We start from the raw sequence: 19,812 nt of genomic DNA on the forward strand, positions 1-19,812 counted from the left end.
CGCCAACATACCTCAGTATCTGGCGGTGTACTTCAAAACCAATTTCCCCCCATTGAAATCAACTGGGATCTGGTTCGAACAACCCGACGTGACCTGCTGTCCCAGTCCAAAGTGGATATTGCCTACAGCCAGATTCTCAACAGTGGCAGAGATGCGGATCTCGGCCAGCTCAGTATTCCCAGAGCAATTGGTTTCAATTTTGGTGAAATTTTTGATCATGAAAAAAGCAACCTTGATGAACTGAACATTAACAAAATTTATACCGCGACCGGCTTTACCACTTTCTATCGCCCTTTATCGGAGTCTTTATCGCACGATTTGATTGCCGACAACTGGGTACTGGGGTTGTCCAATAACACGCTGCCGTCGGACGAAGAGCTTAAAGCCTTTCAGGCCAAGGTGCGCCGTAAATATACTGACGACTATATCAATGTCTGGCGTACAGCCATCAGCGATTTGCGCTTTAAGCAGTATGACAACATAGTGGAAATAACCAATGCGATTGACACCCTGTCAGGCCCGACATCGCCGTTAAGCACCATACTGAATCTGTTGTATACCAACACCAAGTATTCGCCAGAAGCGGGGGCACTGGCTCAGATGACGCTGAAAGATGAGCGTCTGAATCAGGCGGTCGATCTTTTAAAAGACTCAGCAGAGAAAGTGATCGAACCTGACTATGAGCTAATGAAAAGGGTCGAAAAAGCCTTTGCCGTGATTAATACCCTGCAAACCAGTGAAACTGAAAACTCACAAGCGCCCTGGGATCAGGTGATTATTTCGCTCAGTAACCTGCGGGCCTATCTGAAGCAGATCACCGATGCGCCCAATGTTCAGCAAGCGGCTTTGATCGCAGCCAAAGCCAGAATGCGTGAAACCGCGGCTGATCCCATTGTACGTTTGAAGCAGGTCGCTCAAAAAGCGCCTGAACCGGTCAAAAGCTGGTTAAATGAAATCGCCCATCAGGCGTGGTCTGTTTTGCTGGCCGAATCACAACTGGGCATCCAGGAATTATGGACCAGTAATGTGTACAGTAAGTTTGAACTGATTGGTCAGAACAAATATCCGTTCACCAAACATGCCGAAACTGAGATCTCACTGACCGATTTTGAAGAGTTTTTTGCTTCGCAAGGCACTCTGGACAGCTTCATTGATGACACGCTTTCGCCTTTCTATGACACGAATCTGTGGCAGGCCAAACGCGTTGATGGCGAAACATTGCAGCTGTCGCAAGAAATGATCACCCAGATGAAGAACTACACCATGATCAAGAATGTGCTTTTCGATCCCACATCGAACAAGTTCAACATTGATTTCAGTTCACGTTTTATCGATCTGGATTCCAGCGCAATACGGGCCAGTCTGAACTTCGGTGGCGAGAGTCTCGATTATTACCATGGCCCGGCAAAGAGTAAGCAGTTTGTGTGGCCACCTGAAAGTAACGAGTTTTTCGTAAACGTCAACATTCAGGACATCACGTCCAGTGGCGAGCAACACAGGAAAGCAAAGGAAGGTTTTTGGTCTATTTTCCGACTGTTAAATGAGTCGCAACTCGAACCGACATCGGATGGTGGATTTAACGCGGACATTCTTGTTTCAGGACGACACATGACGGTAAAAATCAAACCGTCTAACTCTAATAATCCGTTTCTTTTACAAGAACTGTATAACTTCTCTGTTCCAAGAGATATCCAATAAGTTGGTAGCTTAGGTTAATCAAAGTCGAGAATAATGATAATGAATACTTTAAACAGCAACAGCATTGACCGAATTGATAGGAAGATATTGTCAAACCTGCTGATTAACGGACGTGAATCAATTGCAAATATGGCCCGCAATGTGGGCCTTTCCAGAACCGCCGTCGCTGAGCGGATTACGCGCATGGAAAAATCTGGTGTGATTGAAGGCTACACGGCGAAAATCGGGACACAAAAAAGCGCAACCATGACCAGCTGTTACCTGCTGATCAAATGCGAAAATGGCTGGAAGAAAAAGTGTGCGACAGCCTGAGAGAAATTCCGGAAATTAAATCCATCAGTGTCGTCGGGGGTGGGTTTGACATCATCACGTTACTGGAAGCCGCATCATTACACCTGATGAACGAATTGTGTGATGAAGCAGAAAACATTGTTGGCATTAAGGAGCTGCATACCACAGTCGTATTCCACAGTCCTATTTGCCGTTAAGCGGCAGGTTTACTCATCAGCCTTGATATAAGGCAATGAATCACCTGGCACCTCGCCTTGCAGTCAATGCTGCCAGTCGCACAGTGCCAGGTGGTCTTCTAGACAGCACCGATGATTACCACTGTCTGCTTATCACCTTGCACGTTACCCAACCAGCTGACCTGACCAAGCCGGTTCGCTTCTTTCGAGCCCAAAATGCTGGCTGGTAATCCATCCGATTTCACTTCCAGTTTCAGATCCCAGGCCATCGGGTCACGCAATACAAAACGCATCAGCTCTTTGAGTAACCCGTAACCTTGTTCACCCGGCAAGAAGTGACAGTATTGCTCATAATCCAATTCATGAAAGACCAGATTAAATTTGCCCGTGATATCGGTGAGGTGATCACCCAAATGATAATCCTGGCCCAGCACACAGTTCACATGCCCTAAGCGGTTCAGCTGTGAAGGGGCAATTTTCACCCTGCGGGGTACCCACTGCTCAATACTGACTTTTGCCAGATTGAAGCAATGGGCCACAATACCTGACACCAGGTTCGGAGATCGCGTTCTTGAAGATAACTGGCCGATATAAGACAGCAGTTTTGCCCGGTCGAAGTTAAAATCACTGTCTTCGCTGAGGTCAGAAGAAATACCAACCAGGTTAAACAGATTACGGGACAGCGGGTCGACCGCCCCGGATTCGTACCGGACATGGTATCGGTATTTTTTCCATATCCGGTACAAGTGTGAGAGATACCTGTGATGAAAGAAATCGAAAAAATCTTTCACCGGATTGTCTTCGCCTTCCCGGCCGGCCAGCCTTTCTGTATATGCCGTGGGTAAAGGTGAACCGGTACCGTGCAGACCACCGAAATTCACCGTCAGGCTGGGGACCTCCCGATGATCCCAGTGAACCGTCTCAAACTGCGAAATATCAGAGCGGGGAAAACCCAACTCAGGCGAAATGCGAAACCGCAGAAACTCCTGCTGCGGTGTTTTCGCCTGACCGACAGAGGCAAATTGTACGGATGTTTTCTTTTTCTCAGCAGCCTCCAGTAAATAAACGGCCTGAAAAAAGCATACTCATGGCTGGACTGATTGATCTTATCTATCATATCACCGCCTGTTTACCCTGGTTGCCGTCCCATCGATAGATCTCGCCGGTTTTCACATCGATCACTTCCAGTTCAGAGAATGAGTTGATGCTGGAATACAAAGAGAAAAATTCATTCAGGATAGACACCAGCAGATACATATCCCCTTCATTGGCAAACATCGACGAATCCATCTGCAGTACAATCTGGTTACCCCGGATCGGTAAGCCACGGAAGATACGTTCTATCGGCTTCATGTGAATGGCTTTAATACCGTTTAAGCGGTTTGCTGAAGCGCGCTGCGACTGTCTGTCACTGCGTGAGTGAAAGTCGTAAATACTCAGCATCATTTTCAAAACGTCAGCATCAATTAAAGACAGGTAGTTCAGTGACATATTGGCAATCAGCTGCCAGTGCAGACTGCTGTCAATTTGCGGGCTGACAGAAACAGTCGGCTTGGTCAGATTGGTGAAATTGGCATAGTTAGGCGACTTATGGGTAGAAAATGTAATGTCACCGGGGGCCAGCCGTTGCGGCAGTTTACCGTTCGTGCAGGTTAATTTAATCAGTACCGTTTCAGTTTCAAGATTGGCGACACCGGCATTGTGATCAAAAAAGGAAATATAGTGTGACAAGCCCTTCCCTGAAACATGTTCCGAGACTTTGACATTGTAGTAATGGCGATTGTTATCAATCCCTAACTGATGCTCAAACGACTCAAACGGCAAATAATCAACCTGACGACGATTTTCATTACTCCAGCCTCGGACCTGATTGACGGAATACACTTCGAAGTTATTTTGCCGGGTTGTTTGCGGACGAACACGGTACTCAGTGCGCTTATGATCCAAACGGATCGGATCGGCATCCAGTTCGAACACATTGGCGATTGGTGTGCAGAACAGCCGCAAATTTTTCTCTCGTATCGTCACTTCTGACGGTAAAGAGCGCGAAAAATTAAACACCAGGCTCATAGTATTCTGGCTGGGTACACCACTGAGCCATTCCAGACCATCGACATCAAAGAACATGAATTTGTCCGGCATCGAAAAATATTCCTGAATGAGTCGATAACCGGAAAAAGAATTTGGCCCGTAGGGCAATAAGGCTTCATCTTCAGAAAAACCCACTTTCTTTATGCAAGAAGCAGGTAACCGTTTGCTTCCTCCACCCGCGAGTTTGACATCCACACTGTCTAAATAGCGAAACAGCCACAGATAAAGAATGCGGGAAATATGCAATTCGCCGTGAATATGAAACCGTAATTTATCTAACCCAATACGTGATAACTCTACACCCGTGTCGGTTGATAAGGTGACATTCAGGTGGCTGTTCGAACGTGTATTTTGCTGCGTCACGGAATTGATGGACAGTGGATACAAGTCGACATCGTAACAGGTTCGAAACAGGCACTGCGTCTCATCGACCTTTTCGCTGGCCATTTCATGGCCACGCGTCACTGTGCTTTTTTGTGACACACTCCCGGCATAGGGGATCATCTGCGCAATGCACATGGAAGGCACAGAACGTAAATAATGCGGCCACAACAGAGATATCAGGGATTGGGTCAGCTCAGGAAGCTCATCATCCAACTTTTGACGTAATTTACCGTTCAGAAATGCAAAGCCTTCCAATAAGCGCTCCACATCGGGATCATTGCTGCTTTCCGACAGAAACTTGGTCAGCTGAGGGTGGCTTTTCGAAAACTCAGAACCCGCTTCTTTAAGAAACGAGAGCTCATCCTGAAAATACTTGCTATAAGTCATGTTCGTCGTCTCTACACTGAAAACTTGCCGTCTACACCAACCGACAGATCAATGTTCATTCTGGTTTTCTTATTGTTATGAAAAACTTCACCATTCACGGCAAACCGGAGCTGGAGCGGATCATCGGTGTGGGGAACGTATCTCACCACGACGCCGGCTAATCTTGGCTCAAACTTTTCGATGGTGGCTTTCACACTGTTTCTGATTTCCCGGACGATATTGGATTTATCGGCCAAAACATCATTAAAATCAGGCAGGCCATAATCTTTGGCTATCATTGCATTGCCCGAATGAGTATTAAGCAAATCTGCCAGATGATGATGAATCGACTCAATCAGAAACTGTGTCGATTCCACAGCATCATAGCTGTTCTTTGCTTCGCCCATCTCAATGCGCTCGAGTAATCGGTAACCTTTATCCATAGACAGATTTCGAACGGCAGACCACTTCAGAGTCACTCGACCTGACAATCGCTGCCGTTCGCCTTTACTTAGTTTTGATCCAGTTTACCGACCAGAGACAATTCAAAACTGGCGCCCATGTACTTGAAGTGCGGACGCACAGCAAGAGACACACGGTACCAGCCCGGATCGCCTTCAACATCTGATACTTCAACCCTTGCGGCACGCAACGGACGACGGCCACGGACTTCTGCCGGCGGATTTTCCTGATCAGAGACGTACTGACGAATCCACTTGTTCAGTTCAATTTCAAGATCAGTACGCTCTTTCCACGATCCGATCTGCTCACGCTGCAGCACTTTCAGATAATGCGCCAGGCGGTTGATAATGAACATATACGGCAGCTGAGTCCCTAACTTGTAGTTCGTTTCAGCGGCTTTACCTTCTGGTGAGTTACCAAAGAATTTTGGCTTCTGCACAGAGTTTGCTGAGAAAAATGCCGCGTTGTCTGAACCTTTACGCATCGTCAGTGCAATAAAACCTTCTTCAGCCAGTTCAAATTCACGGCGGTCAGACACCAGAACTTCTGTCGGAATTTTGGTTTCAATGCGACCCATCGACTCAAAGTTATGCACCGGCAGATCGTTCACCGTACCGCCGCTTTGAGGACCGATGATGTTCGGACACCAGCGGAAATTCGCAAAAGAATCGGAAATACGCGAAGCCAGCGCGTAAGCGGAGTTACCCCACAGATAATGGTCATGGCTGCCTGATACAGTTTCGTTGTAGTCAAACGCCTTAATCGGGTTATCTGCAACCGAATACGGCGCACGCAGCATGAAACCTGTGGTACACAGACCCAGATAGCGGGAATCTTCATGTTCACGCAGACCACGCCATTTGGTGTACTGAGGGCCCTCAAAGACCGACTTCAAATCTTTCAGGTTCGGCAGCTCTTCATAGCTGTCGACACCAAAGAACTGTGGACCCGCAGAGGTAATGAAAGGAGCATGAGACATCGCACCCACATTCGCCATGTATTCCATCAGTTTGATGTCCGGTGAGGTTGACGACATCTTAAAGTCACAGATAACCGCACCCACGGGTTTACCACCAAACTGACCGTATTCGCGGGTATAGATTTGCTTGTACAGACCAGATTTCACCACTTCCGGGGCATCATCAAAGTCATCAAGCACTTCATTCTTCTTCGCTGAAATGACTTCGATCTGAATGTTCTCGCGAAAATCAGTCTGATCAACCAGGTACTTCAGTCCACGCCAGGAAGACTCAATGGCCTGAATTTCCGGCGCATGCAAAATGGCATCGACTTGAGCCGACATTTTCTGATCGATCTCAGAAATCATCAGATCGACCAGCGACTGATCAACTTTATCGGATACATTTTTGCTCAGCAGTTCAGAAATGAATGCTTCAACGCCACGCTTTGCAACATCAAAACCTTCATCAGATGGCTTGAGCCGGGTTTCATTCAAAATACTGTCTAACAGTGAGCCGGATTCAGCCAGTTGTGCATCCTGCTCCGGAGTCATAGCTTCAGTTGTCATGTGCCACCTGTTTATTCTTCGTTATTAGAGTTGATGCTCAGCTCGCTGAGCAGCTTGCTGCGCGCTTCATCATCCTGCAGCACCTGCGCAATACGTTTGCGGAATGCCGGCACGTTACCCAGAGGACCTTTGAGTGCGACCAGAGCTTCACGTAGCTCCAGCAGGCTGCTCAATTCAGGCACCTGGCGGGCAACGGCTTCCGGTGAAAAGTCTTTGATATTTTTAAAGGTCAGATCAACGCCCATTTGTGCGCCTTCTTCACCGCTTAAACGGTTATCAACGTTGACTTTGACATTCGGCGCATAGGCACTCAGCACATCATTGAAGTTATCTTTATCAATGTTGATCGGATCACGGTCTTCAATTGGGGTCTCGTCATCACGACCCGTAAAATCACCAATCACCATCATGCTCAGGGGAAGTTCGACTTCTTCCTGAGCATCACCTGTCGCAGGAACATATCGGATATTAATTCGCTCTTTAGGAGCGACTGAACCATCTTTAGACATAACTTGTCCTTCTTAGCAGCTATATGTTAATGAACGGCCGCGAGCCATTCTCTGTACTTAGCGGGAAACGCATCTTCCCGTGAATAAATTTGAGTCAGCGTTAAAGACAGTAACTGCTCCAGTTCGGCATCCAGAGTCGGTTCCCAGTAACTCAAATTAATGCGTTCTCTTTCTGGCCAGATCACTTCCAAATGCGGCAGCGCAATACTGTGCAGCCCGTTATGGTGCAGTAACCTGGCCAATTGCAGATGCAAGAGAAATTTTGAACGCCCTGACTGAGCGTCATCCAGTAACGAAGAGGCTGAAACCAAAAGCTGTCCCAGTTCAGCACCTTCAAGAATGTTATCCCCGCTGTCACCCAGCAGTTCAGCGAGCCCTTCATGGCTGGAGGACGCGGACGTTACTGACGGCGCCGCCAGCCATTGGCGGGTTGCCTCATCAGCAAATGGGGTTTCATCGTCAAACCTCAGCGCGTCGATACCGGCTAACCGTGTGGTAAAACGCCGTGTCTCTTCGCGCACGGACTCTGCAGCCTGATGAAATCCCAGCTGTTTGAGCATGTCATGCATCAGGCGCTGGCCGGTCAGCCAGAACGGAGTATTGCGCAGGCTTTTTTCAAGCCGGCGGTAATGTTCAGAAGCCGACTGATTGACCAGTGCCGACTCATAATCCGACAAGGTATCTTTGCTCACCGGCAGCCTGAGCGGCGTTTTTCCTTCGGCATCGTGAGGAGGCAATTCATCAATGTCCATCCAGGTCACAAACCGGCCCACCTGGTAGGCAAGTGACATGTCTGGGCTCTGGTGCAGTAAATGTTCTGCCATCTGCTCCAGCGATTTTTTATCCGCCTCACCACTCAAGACACTGGTCTTGGCTAGAGAAGCAGATGGCGTTACTTTTTGCGTCGGTGCAGCGGAGGCAGACACAGGTTCTGGTCTTGAAACCGCTTTAGGCTCAACCACAGATGTCGGCCCGTCTGCCAACTGGCCATTTTTTGGTTCTGCTACGGGCTGGGGTGATGCCGCCGGTTCCCCGAGAGAATTGCTACTGGTGGTCAACGCGTTGCGCGCATTGATCAGGGACGCCTCTGAGCCTTCAAAGGCCTCGCCCATGGCAAAACTAATGTCCTGACACAAGGCTGCGCAGGCTTGCAGCTCAGACTGGACAGGATTGCTGAGCTTGCCTGCAATCAGTTCAATCTGGTTATCCAGCCATTCGATAGCGCCATCCCGGCCACGTGCTCGTGCCGGGTACAGCGAACTGCCATACTGTTCCAGCGCAGATTTCAGTAAAGTCAGTCCGGCCTTCAGCCCTTCGCAACCGTAATGCTCTGCCCACGCGCGCGCGATGTAAGCCATGGCTTTCAGATCTTTACTGTGTTGTAACAGTACAGTGTCAGCCTGCTGTTCAACGACTTGCCAATCCACCGTTTCACCAAATAATGAACCGAACTTTTTGACTTCCGCTTCCATCAGCTCATAGCACAGTTCATAACGGGCATCTTCACCGACCGGAAGCCCGGCATCGATTGGTGACAACAGTCCATCTAATCGGGCATTGAGTTCACTCATGTCTCCCACTCCCAGTCAGGCAAAACAACAGACGTAACATTATTGGCATTGATACTGAGTGCCCCGGCTTTAAAGCGGCTGGCCTGGCTTGCTTCAATATCCTGTTTAAGCTGGGCTTTGATGCTGTCCACTCTGTCAGGCGCAAAGGTTTTCACATCCTGATAAGCCTGCTGAATAATATTTTTTTCGACGACCAGATCGGACTGCAGAGACTGGCGGAGTATGTACTCACCGCGGCGTGCATATAGCAAAGCTCCCATACTTCGGATGTCCTTACTTTCGGGAAACACCTGCTGGGCACTTTCGATCAGGCCGGCGGCATCTTTAAATTGCGCTTTATCCATGAGCTGCGATACCCGGGATAGAATTTTGGTGACAGTCTGATACCGAACTTCGTGCGAATAGTAATACGCGTTGGCCGTTGCTCTTTTCCATGACGCTTCAAACGCTTTACGGGCAAACACCACATCGCCCAACTCCAGCAGATTCAAGGCTTCTTCTGGCGTTACTGCGTTTTCACTGTATAAACTGGCGTTTTGCAACAGGGTATTAATTCTCGCCTGGGCACTCGACAGCTGCTTTTCAATGTGAACTTTGTCGCTGTCTTTACCGCCCTGCATTAATCGCCGCATGACGATTAATTCATTCTTGATGGCCTGCAATTGATCACGACGTTCTGCATTGGTTGTTCTTTCCTGCTCAAACACCGGGCTCATCTGCTGATAAATCAGCTTTTCCTGCGCTGATTTTCTGCGGTCATATTCTTCAACTACCGAGACGGCTGTCTTTGATAAATCTGGGGTCTCTGAGGTAAATTCATTCAGGAACTGGTAGCTATACCAAGAAGTATCATCAGGCTGAAAAACCTTGCCGTCATAAGAAAAGGTGGCTGGCTGGCTGCTCTGATAGCTATCGCGTGCATAAAAATAAGCATGGCGAATCACCAGAAACGCCACCAGCACCAGCGTGGCACCAATGAGAGTAATTTCTAACGAACGCCACCCATCAATCGCATTCACCAGGTCGTGCTTTCGTCTGCTCAATACCAGATCGGCATTGCGCATATTGTTAAAAATAGGAGCATTGGACAACGGCGTTTCTGTGTCAATCTGACCCAGGATCTGCGCAAAATGAATCGGCGAAAAACCATGACTGCGTGGTTTGCCTATCACGGTTTTAATGGCTTTCCAGGCATGTGGCGGAATGACCACTGGCCGTTTCTGACCGGTTATCACTTCGCCAATCTCCGGGCTTGCCGCTACACCCAGAAACAGGCAATAGGCCATGACAGCCAGTGAGTAGACATCATCTTCAGGTTGCCCGATTCCGGAGCGGATATAGTCGGGTGAGGCATAATTCAGACTGGCTTCCACATGATCATTGGTTTCACCGGTATATTGTGCAGCGCCAAAATCAACCAGACGAACGGCATCGTCAGCACCGATCAGCACATTAGAGGGCTTCACATCCAGATGGCACACACCTTGTGTATGGGCATAGTCCAGTGCACCAGCCAGCTGGTAAATCAGCCAGGCAATATGGTCGGCACGAAAACCACCGTGGCTGTGGCGACTGACTTTCTGGGCCAGATTTTCCCCGCTTACCCATTCCATGAAGAAATAAGGCGTGGAAAACTCATGTCCGACTTTGATGTACTTCACAACATTGGGGTGCTGACAAACCTCAAGCTTTGTTGCCTCGCTCAGCAATGCCTTTTCAGCGGCCTCATTGCCCCGCTGTAATATCGACTTACAGCAAATGATTTTATTCGGATCAGTTTTATCGGCTAATTTATACAGCACAGTGCCACGACCCGGCTTGGTGATCGTCTCAAGAATATCGAACTTGGCCCGCAAGCTTTCCTCAAGAGAAGGTCTGCTCGCAAGATCCAATTCCTTTTGACGTTTCTTTTTCTTTATCAGCGCGCGGTGAATGACATCGTCAATCACAGACACCTTTTGATTGCCAGATTCAGACAAAGGGAAAAACCAGCCATAAAACCAATAGATGGCGAGAGTTTAGAGTTGTCTTATTAAGCATTTCAATAGCCGAATAACATTCCGACTTTTTGATGGTCAAGAAAGTCATTTTCACTATAAAAAAGCTCATAATGAAACAGGGTAATGAGTGGCTTTTGCACAGGTAAAACGGCCTGAAATAAAGGGATGTTGATATTGATCCCAAATAATTTTTCCAGCCATAAATTCAAGCTGATTGAAATAAAAAATAAACTTTCATTGCCACTTAATTAAATTTACAACATAACCGTTTATATCCATTTATTTTTAATATTCTCAATAATCGACCATTGCTTCTTTGACATGCTTTTTAACGGGTCATCGCTGTTTTTATTATTATCAAGCTACCCAACCGGATTCAGGCTTGCTGACAGATGGCACTTTAATTGTGTAGTGTGATGAAGTTCAACGAAAAAAGGGCTATGAAGCCCTTTTCGATTCATATCCAGACATTGTCAGAGAATGAATGTTATTTCACAACCAGCTCTACCCGCACGTTGCCGCGCGTCGCATTCGAATAAGGGCAAACCTGATGTGCTTTTTCAGCAAGTTGAGTCGCCGCTTCGCGATCCATTCCCGGCAGTGAAATGTGCAGCTCGACATCAATTGCAAACCCGACACCGGCAGGATTTTCACCGATCCCGACCTGCGCTGTCACACTTGGCTCGCCAGGTAATTTGATGCTGTCCTGAGCGGCAACAAATTTCATTGCACCGATAAAACAGGCGGAATAGCCTGCTGCAAATAACTGCTCCGGGTTAGTGCCTTCTCCTCCCTGGCCTCCCAGTTCGGTTGGCGTGCTGAGTTTCACTTTCAGTTTACCGTCCGCTGACTCCGATGCTCCGTCACGGCCGCCAGTCGATGTTGCTTGTGTTGAATACAGAACTTTCATTACTTTTCTCCATTGAGTGAATGCGATAGTTCAATGACGGTAGAACACATCCTGCTGGAAAGGTATTCAACGCCATGCCTGGCCTCTCTCCAATTGCCTGAACCGTCAAATTCTTCTGTAGAAATAACTGTAGCTGAGTCTCTGAGAAATGACGTTTGCTCAGTACCCCAATTGCCGTTTTGCGCCTGATCCCGGCACTGTGATCATCGGTGACTCAGAGCCACAGGCTGCATGACCTGATCGTAATCGCGCGGATTGAATCGCCAGTAGAGACAGGCAGTGATCACCACCAGCCCCAAATGCAGCAGCCAGCCAGACACAAACGAACCCGTCATATCATTCAGTAAGGCAATCACCCAGGGAGCAAGGCCAGCAAGAATAAATCCGCCGCCTTGCATCAGCGCGGCCAGTGTGCCTGCCGCTTCAGGCGCTTTGCTGTGGTCTAACGCAGTCACGATGATCAATGCAAAACTGCCTCCCAGCCCTGCACCACACATCCCGACCCACAACATAGCCATTCCGGCCGGCCAGAGTGCCAACCCACAAAAGCCTACCGACTGCATCACCAGCGTCAGCATGAGCCACCAACGTCTGTCCGTTTGCTTTCTTGCCAATACTGGCAGTCCCACAGCGCTGATTGCCTGACAAACAGACATCACAACAATCAGTGTGGCACTGTCGGAGCGCTCCCAGCCCAGTGACTGATAATACGGTGCCAGCCAGGCGACCAGGGTGGAATAACCGCCATTGACCAAGCCAAATGCAGCCATCAAAGACCAGGTGCGAGGACGGTGCAACAAAGTCCGCACCTGCGACATAGCCGGCCGGTTTGTCTGAACTCCTGTTAAATACCGCCAGCCAGCCAGGAGCGCAATAAAGACAGGCACCGCCAGCAGCCCTAACGATTGACGCCAGCTCAATCCAGCATCCATGAGATGCGGAATACTGTAAGCACCCAGCGCACCGCCCACCATCAGGCACGCCGAATACACCCCCGTAATGGGCGCAACCTGCCGGGGAAACGAGGATTTAATCAAGCCGGGCATGGCTGACTGTACGAATGCCACGCCCGCCCCGCACAACACAGCCGTGAAGATGAACATCAATCCATCCTGCACCCAAATTCGCAACACGGAGCCCAGAAACAGGACCGCCAGAGCAATCAGCATCCCTTTCCGGGTTCCCCAGGCGGCTTGCAGTCCGGGCGAAACAAACGCACCGACGCCCATCAGCAGCATCGGTAGCAGTGTCAGTAAAGAGGCCGAATACACCGTCATGCCTAACTCAGGCATGATGGTGTTTAAAATAGGACCGGGAGCCACCAGAAAAGGTCTGAGATTCAGCCCGATGAATACAATCAGGACAAGTATCATCCAGCCTGAGCGATGCTGAGCATACTTGGCAGCCGGTATCATGATTGGGTGTCATGAAGTGTATTTGCCACCTGCCACTTTTCATACAGATGGTGCTCAGCCTCCGCCGCTGCCGGATCCGGTTGATGCGCGATCACCGCCCAGCTTTGCTGTCCAACAGGCACAGACAGCTCGCGTGCAATCGCAGCGGTAGACAAACCAAACGATTCCGCCTGTTCATTCGAGTAAGCAAACACTATCTCTGTCACACCGGACATGCGCATCGCGGCTAAGCACATAGGACAGGGCTGACCGCTGGCATACACTTTACAGCCATCCAGCCGAGGGGATTGGAGCGCCTTTCCGGCTTCACGTAATGCCATCAGCTCCGCGTGAGCCGTCGGATCACACTCGGCCTGCATCCGGTTTACCCCTGTCGCAATCACTTTTTGGTCTTTTACAACGACTGCGCCAAAGGGGCGTCCGCCTTCTTTCACGTTCTTCTCTGCCAATAAGATAGCTTGCGATAAAAATGGATTCATACTGCGCCTTTTGCTTACGTGTGACTATGACTGGATACATTACACAGGATAAACCGACACTATACGTATTGTCCTGAGTACTCTGAAATTAAATGATGCACTGGCAAGTATTCGAAAATCAAATACTGAGCATATTCTGCTCAGGCTCTCTCGCCAAAAGACACCACTGCTTTTGGCGGGAGATCTTTCCAGAAGCTATAGTCAATACAACAAGGTAAGCGCTTACCTCATGCTTGTTACACAGGATTGGCTCATGCAAAAACCCAACACCATCATGAAAGAACTCGGGTATTTAGGGCTGGTCCCTTTTGTTATCACCGCCCTGCTTGCTGTTGCCGACATCACGCTTTTTAACCTGTCCGGGCAACAAATGTTCATCGCTTACAGTGCAGTTATCCTGAGCTTTTTATCCGGCATCCTGTGGGGCAATGCCATCGACCATATTTCCCATACACTCAGCCGCAATGCCCTGATATTGAGCAATCTGTTTGTGCTGCTTGCCTGGGCGGCCATCCTGCAAGGCCATAAACATGCGCTTATCGCGATCGGTTTACTGGCACTGGGTTATGCCGCCGTCTGGTTTGCTGAGAAGCTCATCCGGCAAACCGAAGGGGAAGTAAACCCTAAGGGGTATCAGACCTTGCGTGGCAGACTGACTGCAGGCGTGATTGTTTTGCATGGCGTGGTGATGCTGATTTAATTGATACAAACGAGCCTGAAACAGACAAACCGAGACCGCTCCAGTTGGAACGGTCTCGTTAATAAGCCTGATGTTTTCTCTTGCAGCAAAGCTCGCTTATTCTGGTTTGATATTCTGATTCATTCTGAACAGGTTATGGGGATCGTATTTTTTCTTCAGTGCAACCAATTTCGTGTATGCATCCCCGTACGCGAAAGCCACACGATCACTTTCATCCTGAGTCAGAAAATTAATGTATGCCCCGGCGCTGGCGAAAGGTTGTGATTGAGAAAAGAATTCCCGCGCCCAGGCAATGCAGGCTTCATCTTCGGCGGCGGTGTCCCAGCGCCCGTGTACATTCATGACATAGCGTGCATCACGGCTGGCGTATGCCATGGCATCGGATGAGACTTTTTCTGTCTGACCGCCAATGGTGCCGATAAATATCTCGCACTGGGGTGACGGCAACTTGCCGGCGAATTCAATCAGCACATCCAGGACTTCATCCGATAAATGGGTAAAGTTGTGCGACTTCCAGTAATTCCGGGCACCTTGCGCCAGTAAAGGGTCAAAAGCCTGCTGCCAGGCAACATAGGGTTGCACGCCAACATGCTCACCGTAAGGTGTACCGAAACTGCGCAACGGCGCAATCAGTTTTTCACCTTCTGCCGGATCGCCAAAATAGCACAATGCCAGCGCGATCATTTCTTTGCCATGAACCGTTTCCGGCAAAAATGGCAAAGGCGGCGCTTTGCGTGTCACCATCCAGACATTCAGCGCTTCTGGCATGGACTCGGTAAAGCGGGCAAATTGCGTCAGAATGGATTTTGCCTGCTCAAACGGAAAGACGATCAGCCCGCTCAGCACATCCGGGCCAACAGGGTGCAGCTGAAACTCAAAACTGGTGACAATACCAAAGTTACCGCCGCCGCCCCGTAATCCCCAGAATAAATCAGCGTTTTCAGTCTCGCTGGCTTTCACCTGTGTGCCTTTGGCAGTCACAACATGGGCAGAGAGTAAATTATCGACCGTCATACCGTGCAGACGGCTTAACCACCCAAAACCGCCGCCCAGGGTCAGGCCTGCCACCCCTGTGGTTGAGTTAATGCCGAAAGGGGTTGCAAGGCCGTATTTCTGTACCACGGCATCTACATCGCCCAGTGTGCAGCCCGGTTCCACCATCACCTTTCGGGTGTTCGGATTCACATGCACCGCCTTCATCAAGGACAGATCAATCATGATCCCGCCATCGCAAACCGCGTTACCGGCAATATTGTGTCCCCCGCCGCGCACTGACAGCAGAAGGTCATGTTCACGGGCAAAATTCACCGCCTGAATCACACATTCTGCCGAAACACATCGCGCGATGAGCGCCGGTTTACGGTCAATCATCGCGTTCCAGATCTGGCGAACCTCATCATATTCATCATCTTTGGGGACGATAACCGTCCCCTGAAAATGCACCCTGAATTTATCAATGGATGCCGCCTCTAACTGGCTCATACCCGCCTCCGCGTTATTCATGACCTGAACCATAATCACAGAGTATTGGCTGCTTCAGCCGACAGTGTTTTATGACGCAGGCGCTCCACGGTGACCCGGACTGGATCCCGTGTCATCAAATCAACTTGTCTATAGAGTAAAACCTATTCACGAGGGCGGCGTTGTCCCTTATTGAGACGAAGTACAGAATTGGAGAATCGGGGCGATGCCAGTGACTGAAGCTACCCGTTGCCTGCATCCAGGGTTCTTCATCCTGTCTCGGCTTGTTCTCTCATCTTGCCAAGGTTCAGGCGAAAAAAAACCGCTGACAGTTCAGCGGTTTCTTCGGATGTGGCGGAGCCAGAACGAGGGATAGAGGGATTTTCAAATCCTGGAAAACGCACATTAAATCTCAATGAAAAAAGCCCCGTCTAAGACGAGGCTTTTGAATGTGGCGGAGCCAAAACAAGGTACAGAGGGATTTATCGCTCGCAAGCTCGCGCCCCTTCGGGCGTTGCCTGAAGGCAACGTGGTCTCGCTTCGCTCGGCTGAGACTAGCCGTCCGCCCCGGTCCAGGCTTCTTCACCCTATCTCATCTTGCCAAGGTTCAGGCGAAAAAAAACCGCTGATAGTTCAGCGGTTTCTTCGAATGTGGTGGAGCCAGAACAAGGGATAGAGGGATTTTCAAATCCCGGAAAACGCACATTAAATCTCAATGAAAAAAGCCCCGTCTAAGACGAGGCTTTTGAATGTGGCGGAGAGATAGGGATTTGAACCCTAGATACGCTATTAACGTATGCCGGTTTTCAAGACCGGTGCTTTCAACCACTCAGCCATCTCTCCGTAAGTGCGGCGAATCATACGTGGGGATGATGGCGCTGTAAAGTAAAAAAGTTCAAGTGCTCAATAAGCCATCAAAGCAAAAGTTAACTGCCGACTTTATTCTCTTCCTGCATCAAAAACCGCCATTTGGTCTAAGTCAGACGCCACAAATCCCTGATACTGACTAGTGTCATTACGGATAATATCGCGCAGAGCAACAGGGTGAAGCTGATGTGCATCCAGTTGTAACTTGTCTGTCCAGATAAATTCAAGATGGGGTTCTTTTGAGGCAATGTCTGCCGGCTCATCAATACCCACCAGACGGCCACGAAACACCAGCGCGATTTCCGTTTGATGCTGGCCGTTTTCCTGCCAGTCGTTTTCAGCAATGCCGATCAGATCGCCGATCTCTGCAGTAAGCCCGGTTTCTTCACGAATTTCTCTTGCGACCGCCTGCACTGCCGCTTCACCGGCATCAACATGGCCGCCGGGAAGAAACGTCAATGCCTCCCCAACCCGTCTGACCAGAAGTATTTTTCCCTGCACTTCTATCAGTGCCCGTGATGCATAATGTAATCCCAACCTTGTCACCTCTGTGGTTACTTTACTGTGCACCTAGCTTAACGGCTTGAAGATACCGCGGCAAACAGCAGGCTGGTTATGCTCTTGCTATAGTTGTGCTAACCTTCTGCCTTCATTTACCTTACAAGGTTTAGAGAGATGAATATTTTCAGTAACTTCGAAAGCGGCAATATTGATGTTGTAAAAGCCGACCAGCCCGGTGATATTCAGCTGCGAATCAAAAAAGACAACCAGTCTGATTTTTATCAATGGTTTCACTTTCGTCTGGAAACTCAGGCTCAGGTTGAACATGCCTTCGAGTTACAAGACTTAGCAACATCTGCCTATCCTGAAGGCTGGAAAGATTACGATGTCGTGGCATCTTATGATCGTGAAGAGTGGTTCCGCATCCCGGCTGAATTTGACGGCGACACCCTGCGCTTTAAAGTGATTCCCGAACAGCGTTCCATGTATTTCGCCTACTTTGCCCCCTACAGTTACGACAGACACCTGGATTTGCTGCATCAGGCTCAGATGAACTTCAATTGTGAACTGGAAACCCTGGGCAGCACGCTTGATAACAATGATGTCAGTTTGCTGACGATCGGCGAACCAGGCGAAGGCAAGAAGAAGATCTGGATCATTGCGCGCCAGCATCCGGGCGAGACCATGGCAGAATGGTTCATGGAAGGCCTGCTGCAGCGCCTGCTTGATGAAACCGACACGGTCGGCCGTGCGCTGCTTGATCGTGCCGTCTTTTACATTGTGCCGAATATGAATCCGGACGGCAGCATCAGAGGCCATCTGCGAACCAATGCGGCGGGGATCAATCTCAACCGTGAGTGGCTGGCCCCCAGCATGGAAAAAAGCCCGGAAGTTTTTCTGGTCCGGGAACGTATGCTGAAGACCGGCGTCGACATGTTCCTCGATATTCATGGTGATGAAGCCATCCCATACAATTTTGTCGCTGGCTGTGAAGGCATTCCTTCATATGACGAGCGTCACGCCACGCTGGAACACAACTTTAAACAAGCCTTGCTGACCATTACGCCGGAATTTCAGGATGACTATGGCTATGACAAAGATGCACCGGGCGAAGCCAATCTGAACATGGGGACAGCCTGGGTTGGTGAGCAATTTCAGTGTCTGGCATATACCGTTGAAATGCCGTTCAAAGATCACAACCTGCAACCGGATGCCTTTTATGGCTGGTCGCCGGAACGCAGTCTGGCTTTCGGTCAGGACATGTTAGCCGCAGTCCGCGTGGTTGTTGACCAACTGCGCTGATGATTGCGGTTTGAGAAAGACAAAAGCCAGTCTCCGGACTGGCTTTTTAGCACTTGGATGGCGCAAGATTCAGCCTGCATTTTCTCAGGCTGGAAAGGCGGAAGATACTCTGAAAATCAATTCTGTCAAAGCAGAACTTTATCCTGCTGACGACTTCATCTCACAAATACGCCATTGGTCACAAAGCACGATTTCTTTACTTTGACGCTGTCTGAAAGCTCTGATAAAGATATGCCTGATCTCGACGCATAGTGCTTTCAGGAGGTAATTGTGTCTATCAACTCACTTGAATATCTGGAAATGGCTGATGCCGCTAACAAGTGGGATCAGCAGGACGAATCAGCATCATCTGCTAAAGTTTCTGCTAATAAACGTCAACAAGCTGCCGCACGCCGCCGTATCGAAATGCTGCGTGACATCCGTGAATGCGGATTAACCATTGAGGAAGCCAAAGAGCTGGGTTTATTACACTGAAAACCCGCAGTGAACTCGACTGATCTCGTCATGGCTAATGTGCTCTCTTGCATTAGCCATGCATTGTCACCCCTTCATCGTTTTTCTCTATTGCATTAATTGCCCGATTCCCTCTTTTCTGAACGGCATAAAATCAGTACATTGAGCCCATATTGAGACAGATGGAAATTGATTATGTCGACTATCACCACCCGATGCCCGCATTGCCAGGGGCTGAACCGTATCCCCGTTGAACGCATTGATGACAAAGCCGTCTGTGGTGCATGTAAAGAAGCACTGCTTGACGGAAAACCACTCGAAGGCACGGCCGATAACTTCCAGGCAGTCCTGCAAAGTGAACAGCCCGTTGTGGTCGATTTCTGGGCCCCTTGGTGTAACCCGTGCGTGGGTTTTGCCCCCGTATTTGAAGATGTCGCGGCAGAAAGAGCCGGACAGGTGCGCTTTGTCAAAATTGATACCGAAGCTCAGCAGGCGCTGGCGGCGCAATACCGTATCCGCAGTATTCCGACCATTATGGTCTTCAGACAAGGCAAGCTGGTTGATACCATCAATGGCGCACTGCCGAAATCTCACTTCGATCAGTGGCTGAATCAGGCTCTGGCAAAATAACCCTTTGCGCACATATCA

The 19,812-nt window shown here is 49.3% G+C and carries 17 protein-coding genes, 1 tRNA gene and 1 pseudogene; 6 read left to right on the forward strand and 13 right to left on the reverse strand.

All coding sequences use genetic code 11. The features are described from left to right. Positions 1–96: 96 nt before the first annotated feature. Entirely contained in the window at positions 97–1,698 is a 1,602-nt protein-coding gene (locus tag P4S53_RS03740; RefSeq protein ID WP_337112055.1) for an ImcF-related family protein, read from the forward strand. Positions 1,699–1,734: 36 nt separating this feature from the next. Then, positions 1,735–2,186: pseudogene (locus P4S53_RS03745) on the forward strand (Lrp/AsnC family transcriptional regulator). 98 nt (positions 2,187–2,284) lie between these two features. Here P4S53_RS03745 and tssG read toward each other — a convergent pair. The 10 genes from tssG to P4S53_RS03795 form a co-directional block, all read right to left on the reverse strand. Next, entirely contained in the window at positions 2,285–3,223 is a 939-nt protein-coding gene (tssG, locus tag P4S53_RS03750) for a type VI secretion system baseplate subunit TssG (protein WP_337112056.1), read from the reverse strand. 55 nt (positions 3,224–3,278) lie between these two features. Beyond that, positions 3,279–5,027, reverse strand: a complete 1,749-nt coding sequence (gene tssF / locus P4S53_RS03755) for a type VI secretion system baseplate subunit TssF (protein ID WP_337111450.1) — start codon at positions 5,025–5,027, stop codon at positions 3,279–3,281. 11 nt (positions 5,028–5,038) lie between these two features. Next, positions 5,039–5,449: a type VI secretion system baseplate subunit TssE gene (gene tssE, locus P4S53_RS03760; RefSeq protein ID WP_192014474.1), complete on the reverse strand. Its 411-nt coding sequence runs from the start codon at positions 5,447–5,449 to the stop codon at positions 5,039–5,041. Positions 5,450–5,517: 68 nt separating this feature from the next. Beyond that, the gene (tssC, locus tag P4S53_RS03765; protein WP_237795867.1) at positions 5,518–6,996 is read right to left on the reverse strand and encodes a type VI secretion system contractile sheath large subunit; all 1,479 of its coding nucleotides are present in this window, start codon (positions 6,994–6,996) and stop codon (positions 5,518–5,520) included. An 11-nt stretch (positions 6,997–7,007) separates the two neighbouring features. Next, positions 7,008–7,505 (reverse strand): type VI secretion system contractile sheath small subunit, encoded by a 498-nt coding sequence (tssB, locus tag P4S53_RS03770; RefSeq protein WP_237795868.1) that lies wholly within the window; start codon positions 7,503–7,505, stop codon positions 7,008–7,010. A 26-nt stretch (positions 7,506–7,531) separates the two neighbouring features. Beyond that, the gene (gene tssA / locus P4S53_RS03775) at positions 7,532–9,076 is read right to left on the reverse strand and encodes a type VI secretion system protein TssA (RefSeq protein ID WP_337111451.1); all 1,545 of its coding nucleotides are present in this window, start codon (positions 9,074–9,076) and stop codon (positions 7,532–7,534) included. Continuing rightward, the gene (locus P4S53_RS03780; protein ID WP_337111452.1) at positions 9,073–11,031 is read right to left on the reverse strand and encodes a serine/threonine protein kinase; all 1,959 of its coding nucleotides are present in this window, start codon (positions 11,029–11,031) and stop codon (positions 9,073–9,075) included. The genes tssA and P4S53_RS03780 overlap by 4 nt, the downstream gene beginning before the upstream one ends. A gap of 532 nt (positions 11,032–11,563) precedes the next feature. Next, a complete protein-coding gene (locus tag P4S53_RS03785; RefSeq protein ID WP_237795871.1) occupies positions 11,564–11,986 on the reverse strand; it encodes an organic hydroperoxide resistance protein in 423 nt (140 codons plus the stop codon). Positions 11,987–12,189: 203 nt separating this feature from the next. Next, positions 12,190–13,401, reverse strand: coding sequence for a cyanate transporter (locus P4S53_RS03790; protein ID WP_337111453.1), 1,212 nt, complete (start codon positions 13,399–13,401; stop codon positions 12,190–12,192). Continuing rightward, on the reverse strand, positions 13,398–13,880 hold the full coding sequence (locus tag P4S53_RS03795; protein ID WP_337111454.1) for a nucleoside deaminase: 483 nt from the start codon (positions 13,878–13,880) through the stop codon (positions 13,398–13,400). The genes P4S53_RS03790 and P4S53_RS03795 overlap by 4 nt, the downstream gene beginning before the upstream one ends. A 253-nt stretch (positions 13,881–14,133) precedes the next feature. Here P4S53_RS03795 and P4S53_RS03800 point away from each other — a divergent pair, with 253 nt between their 5' ends. Next, positions 14,134–14,580 (forward strand): DUF3429 domain-containing protein, encoded by a 447-nt coding sequence (locus P4S53_RS03800; RefSeq protein ID WP_337111455.1) that lies wholly within the window; start codon positions 14,134–14,136, stop codon positions 14,578–14,580. 96 nt (positions 14,581–14,676) lie between these two features. Here the strand turns inward: P4S53_RS03800 and P4S53_RS03805 are convergent, their stop codons facing one another. From P4S53_RS03805 to P4S53_RS03815, 3 genes are all read right to left on the reverse strand, one after another. After that, positions 14,677–16,062 (reverse strand): FAD-binding oxidoreductase, encoded by a 1,386-nt coding sequence (locus P4S53_RS03805; RefSeq protein WP_337111456.1) that lies wholly within the window; start codon positions 16,060–16,062, stop codon positions 14,677–14,679. 731 nt (positions 16,063–16,793) lie between these two features. Then, a tRNA-Ser gene (locus P4S53_RS03810) sits at positions 16,794–16,884 on the reverse strand. Positions 16,885–16,980: 96 nt separating this feature from the next. Continuing rightward, the gene (locus tag P4S53_RS03815; protein WP_337111457.1) at positions 16,981–17,445 is read right to left on the reverse strand and encodes an NUDIX domain-containing protein; all 465 of its coding nucleotides are present in this window, start codon (positions 17,443–17,445) and stop codon (positions 16,981–16,983) included. Positions 17,446–17,583: 138 nt separating this feature from the next. On the opposite strand from P4S53_RS03815, the gene P4S53_RS03820 reads away from it, so the two are divergent. The 3 genes from P4S53_RS03820 (at position 17,584) to trxC (ending at position 19,794) form a co-directional block, all read left to right on the forward strand. Continuing rightward, on the forward strand, positions 17,584–18,711 hold the full coding sequence (locus tag P4S53_RS03820) for a M14 family metallopeptidase (RefSeq protein WP_337111458.1): 1,128 nt from the start codon (positions 17,584–17,586) through the stop codon (positions 18,709–18,711). Positions 18,712–18,981: 270 nt separating this feature from the next. Beyond that, the gene (locus P4S53_RS03825; protein ID WP_120512404.1) at positions 18,982–19,185 is read left to right on the forward strand and encodes a hypothetical protein; all 204 of its coding nucleotides are present in this window, start codon (positions 18,982–18,984) and stop codon (positions 19,183–19,185) included. A 174-nt stretch (positions 19,186–19,359) separates the two neighbouring features. After that, positions 19,360–19,794, forward strand: coding sequence for a thioredoxin TrxC (gene trxC, locus P4S53_RS03830; protein WP_337111459.1), 435 nt, complete (start codon positions 19,360–19,362; stop codon positions 19,792–19,794). Positions 19,795–19,812: the final 18 nt, after the last annotated feature.

This window comes from Photobacterium sp. Hal280, assembly GCF_037162255.1.
Lineage (GTDB): Bacteria > Pseudomonadota > Gammaproteobacteria > Enterobacterales > Vibrionaceae > Photobacterium.

What these genes read in the sequence shown, in the direction of transcription:
- tssF (WP_337111450.1), bottom strand. Translation starts at nt 5,027, where the DNA reads ATGACTTATAGCAAGTATTTTCAGGATGAGCTCTCGTTTCTTAAAGAA.
- tssE (WP_192014474.1), bottom strand. Translation starts at nt 5,449, where the DNA reads ATGGATAAAGGTTACCGATTACTCGAGCGCATTGAGATGGGCGAAGCA.
- tssC (WP_237795867.1), bottom strand. Translation starts at nt 6,996, where the DNA reads ATGACAACTGAAGCTATGACTCCGGAGCAGGATGCACAACTGGCTGAA.
- tssB (WP_237795868.1), bottom strand. Translation starts at nt 7,505, where the DNA reads ATGTCTAAAGATGGTTCAGTCGCTCCTAAAGAGCGAATTAATATCCGA.
- tssA (WP_337111451.1), bottom strand. Translation starts at nt 9,076, where the DNA reads ATGAGTGAACTCAATGCCCGATTAGATGGACTGTTGTCACCAATCGAT.
- P4S53_RS03785 (WP_237795871.1), bottom strand. Translation starts at nt 11,986, where the DNA reads ATGAAAGTTCTGTATTCAACACAAGCAACATCGACTGGCGGCCGTGAC.
- P4S53_RS03790 (WP_337111453.1), bottom strand. Translation starts at nt 13,401, where the DNA reads ATGATACCGGCTGCCAAGTATGCTCAGCATCGCTCAGGCTGGATGATA.
- P4S53_RS03795 (WP_337111454.1), bottom strand. Translation starts at nt 13,880, where the DNA reads ATGAATCCATTTTTATCGCAAGCTATCTTATTGGCAGAGAAGAACGTG.
- P4S53_RS03800 (WP_337111455.1), top strand. Translation starts at nt 14,134, where the DNA reads ATGCAAAAACCCAACACCATCATGAAAGAACTCGGGTATTTAGGGCTG.
- P4S53_RS03805 (WP_337111456.1), bottom strand. Translation starts at nt 16,062, where the DNA reads ATGAGCCAGTTAGAGGCGGCATCCATTGATAAATTCAGGGTGCATTTT.
- P4S53_RS03820 (WP_337111458.1), top strand. Translation starts at nt 17,584, where the DNA reads ATGAATATTTTCAGTAACTTCGAAAGCGGCAATATTGATGTTGTAAAA.
- trxC (WP_337111459.1), top strand. Translation starts at nt 19,360, where the DNA reads ATGTCGACTATCACCACCCGATGCCCGCATTGCCAGGGGCTGAACCGT.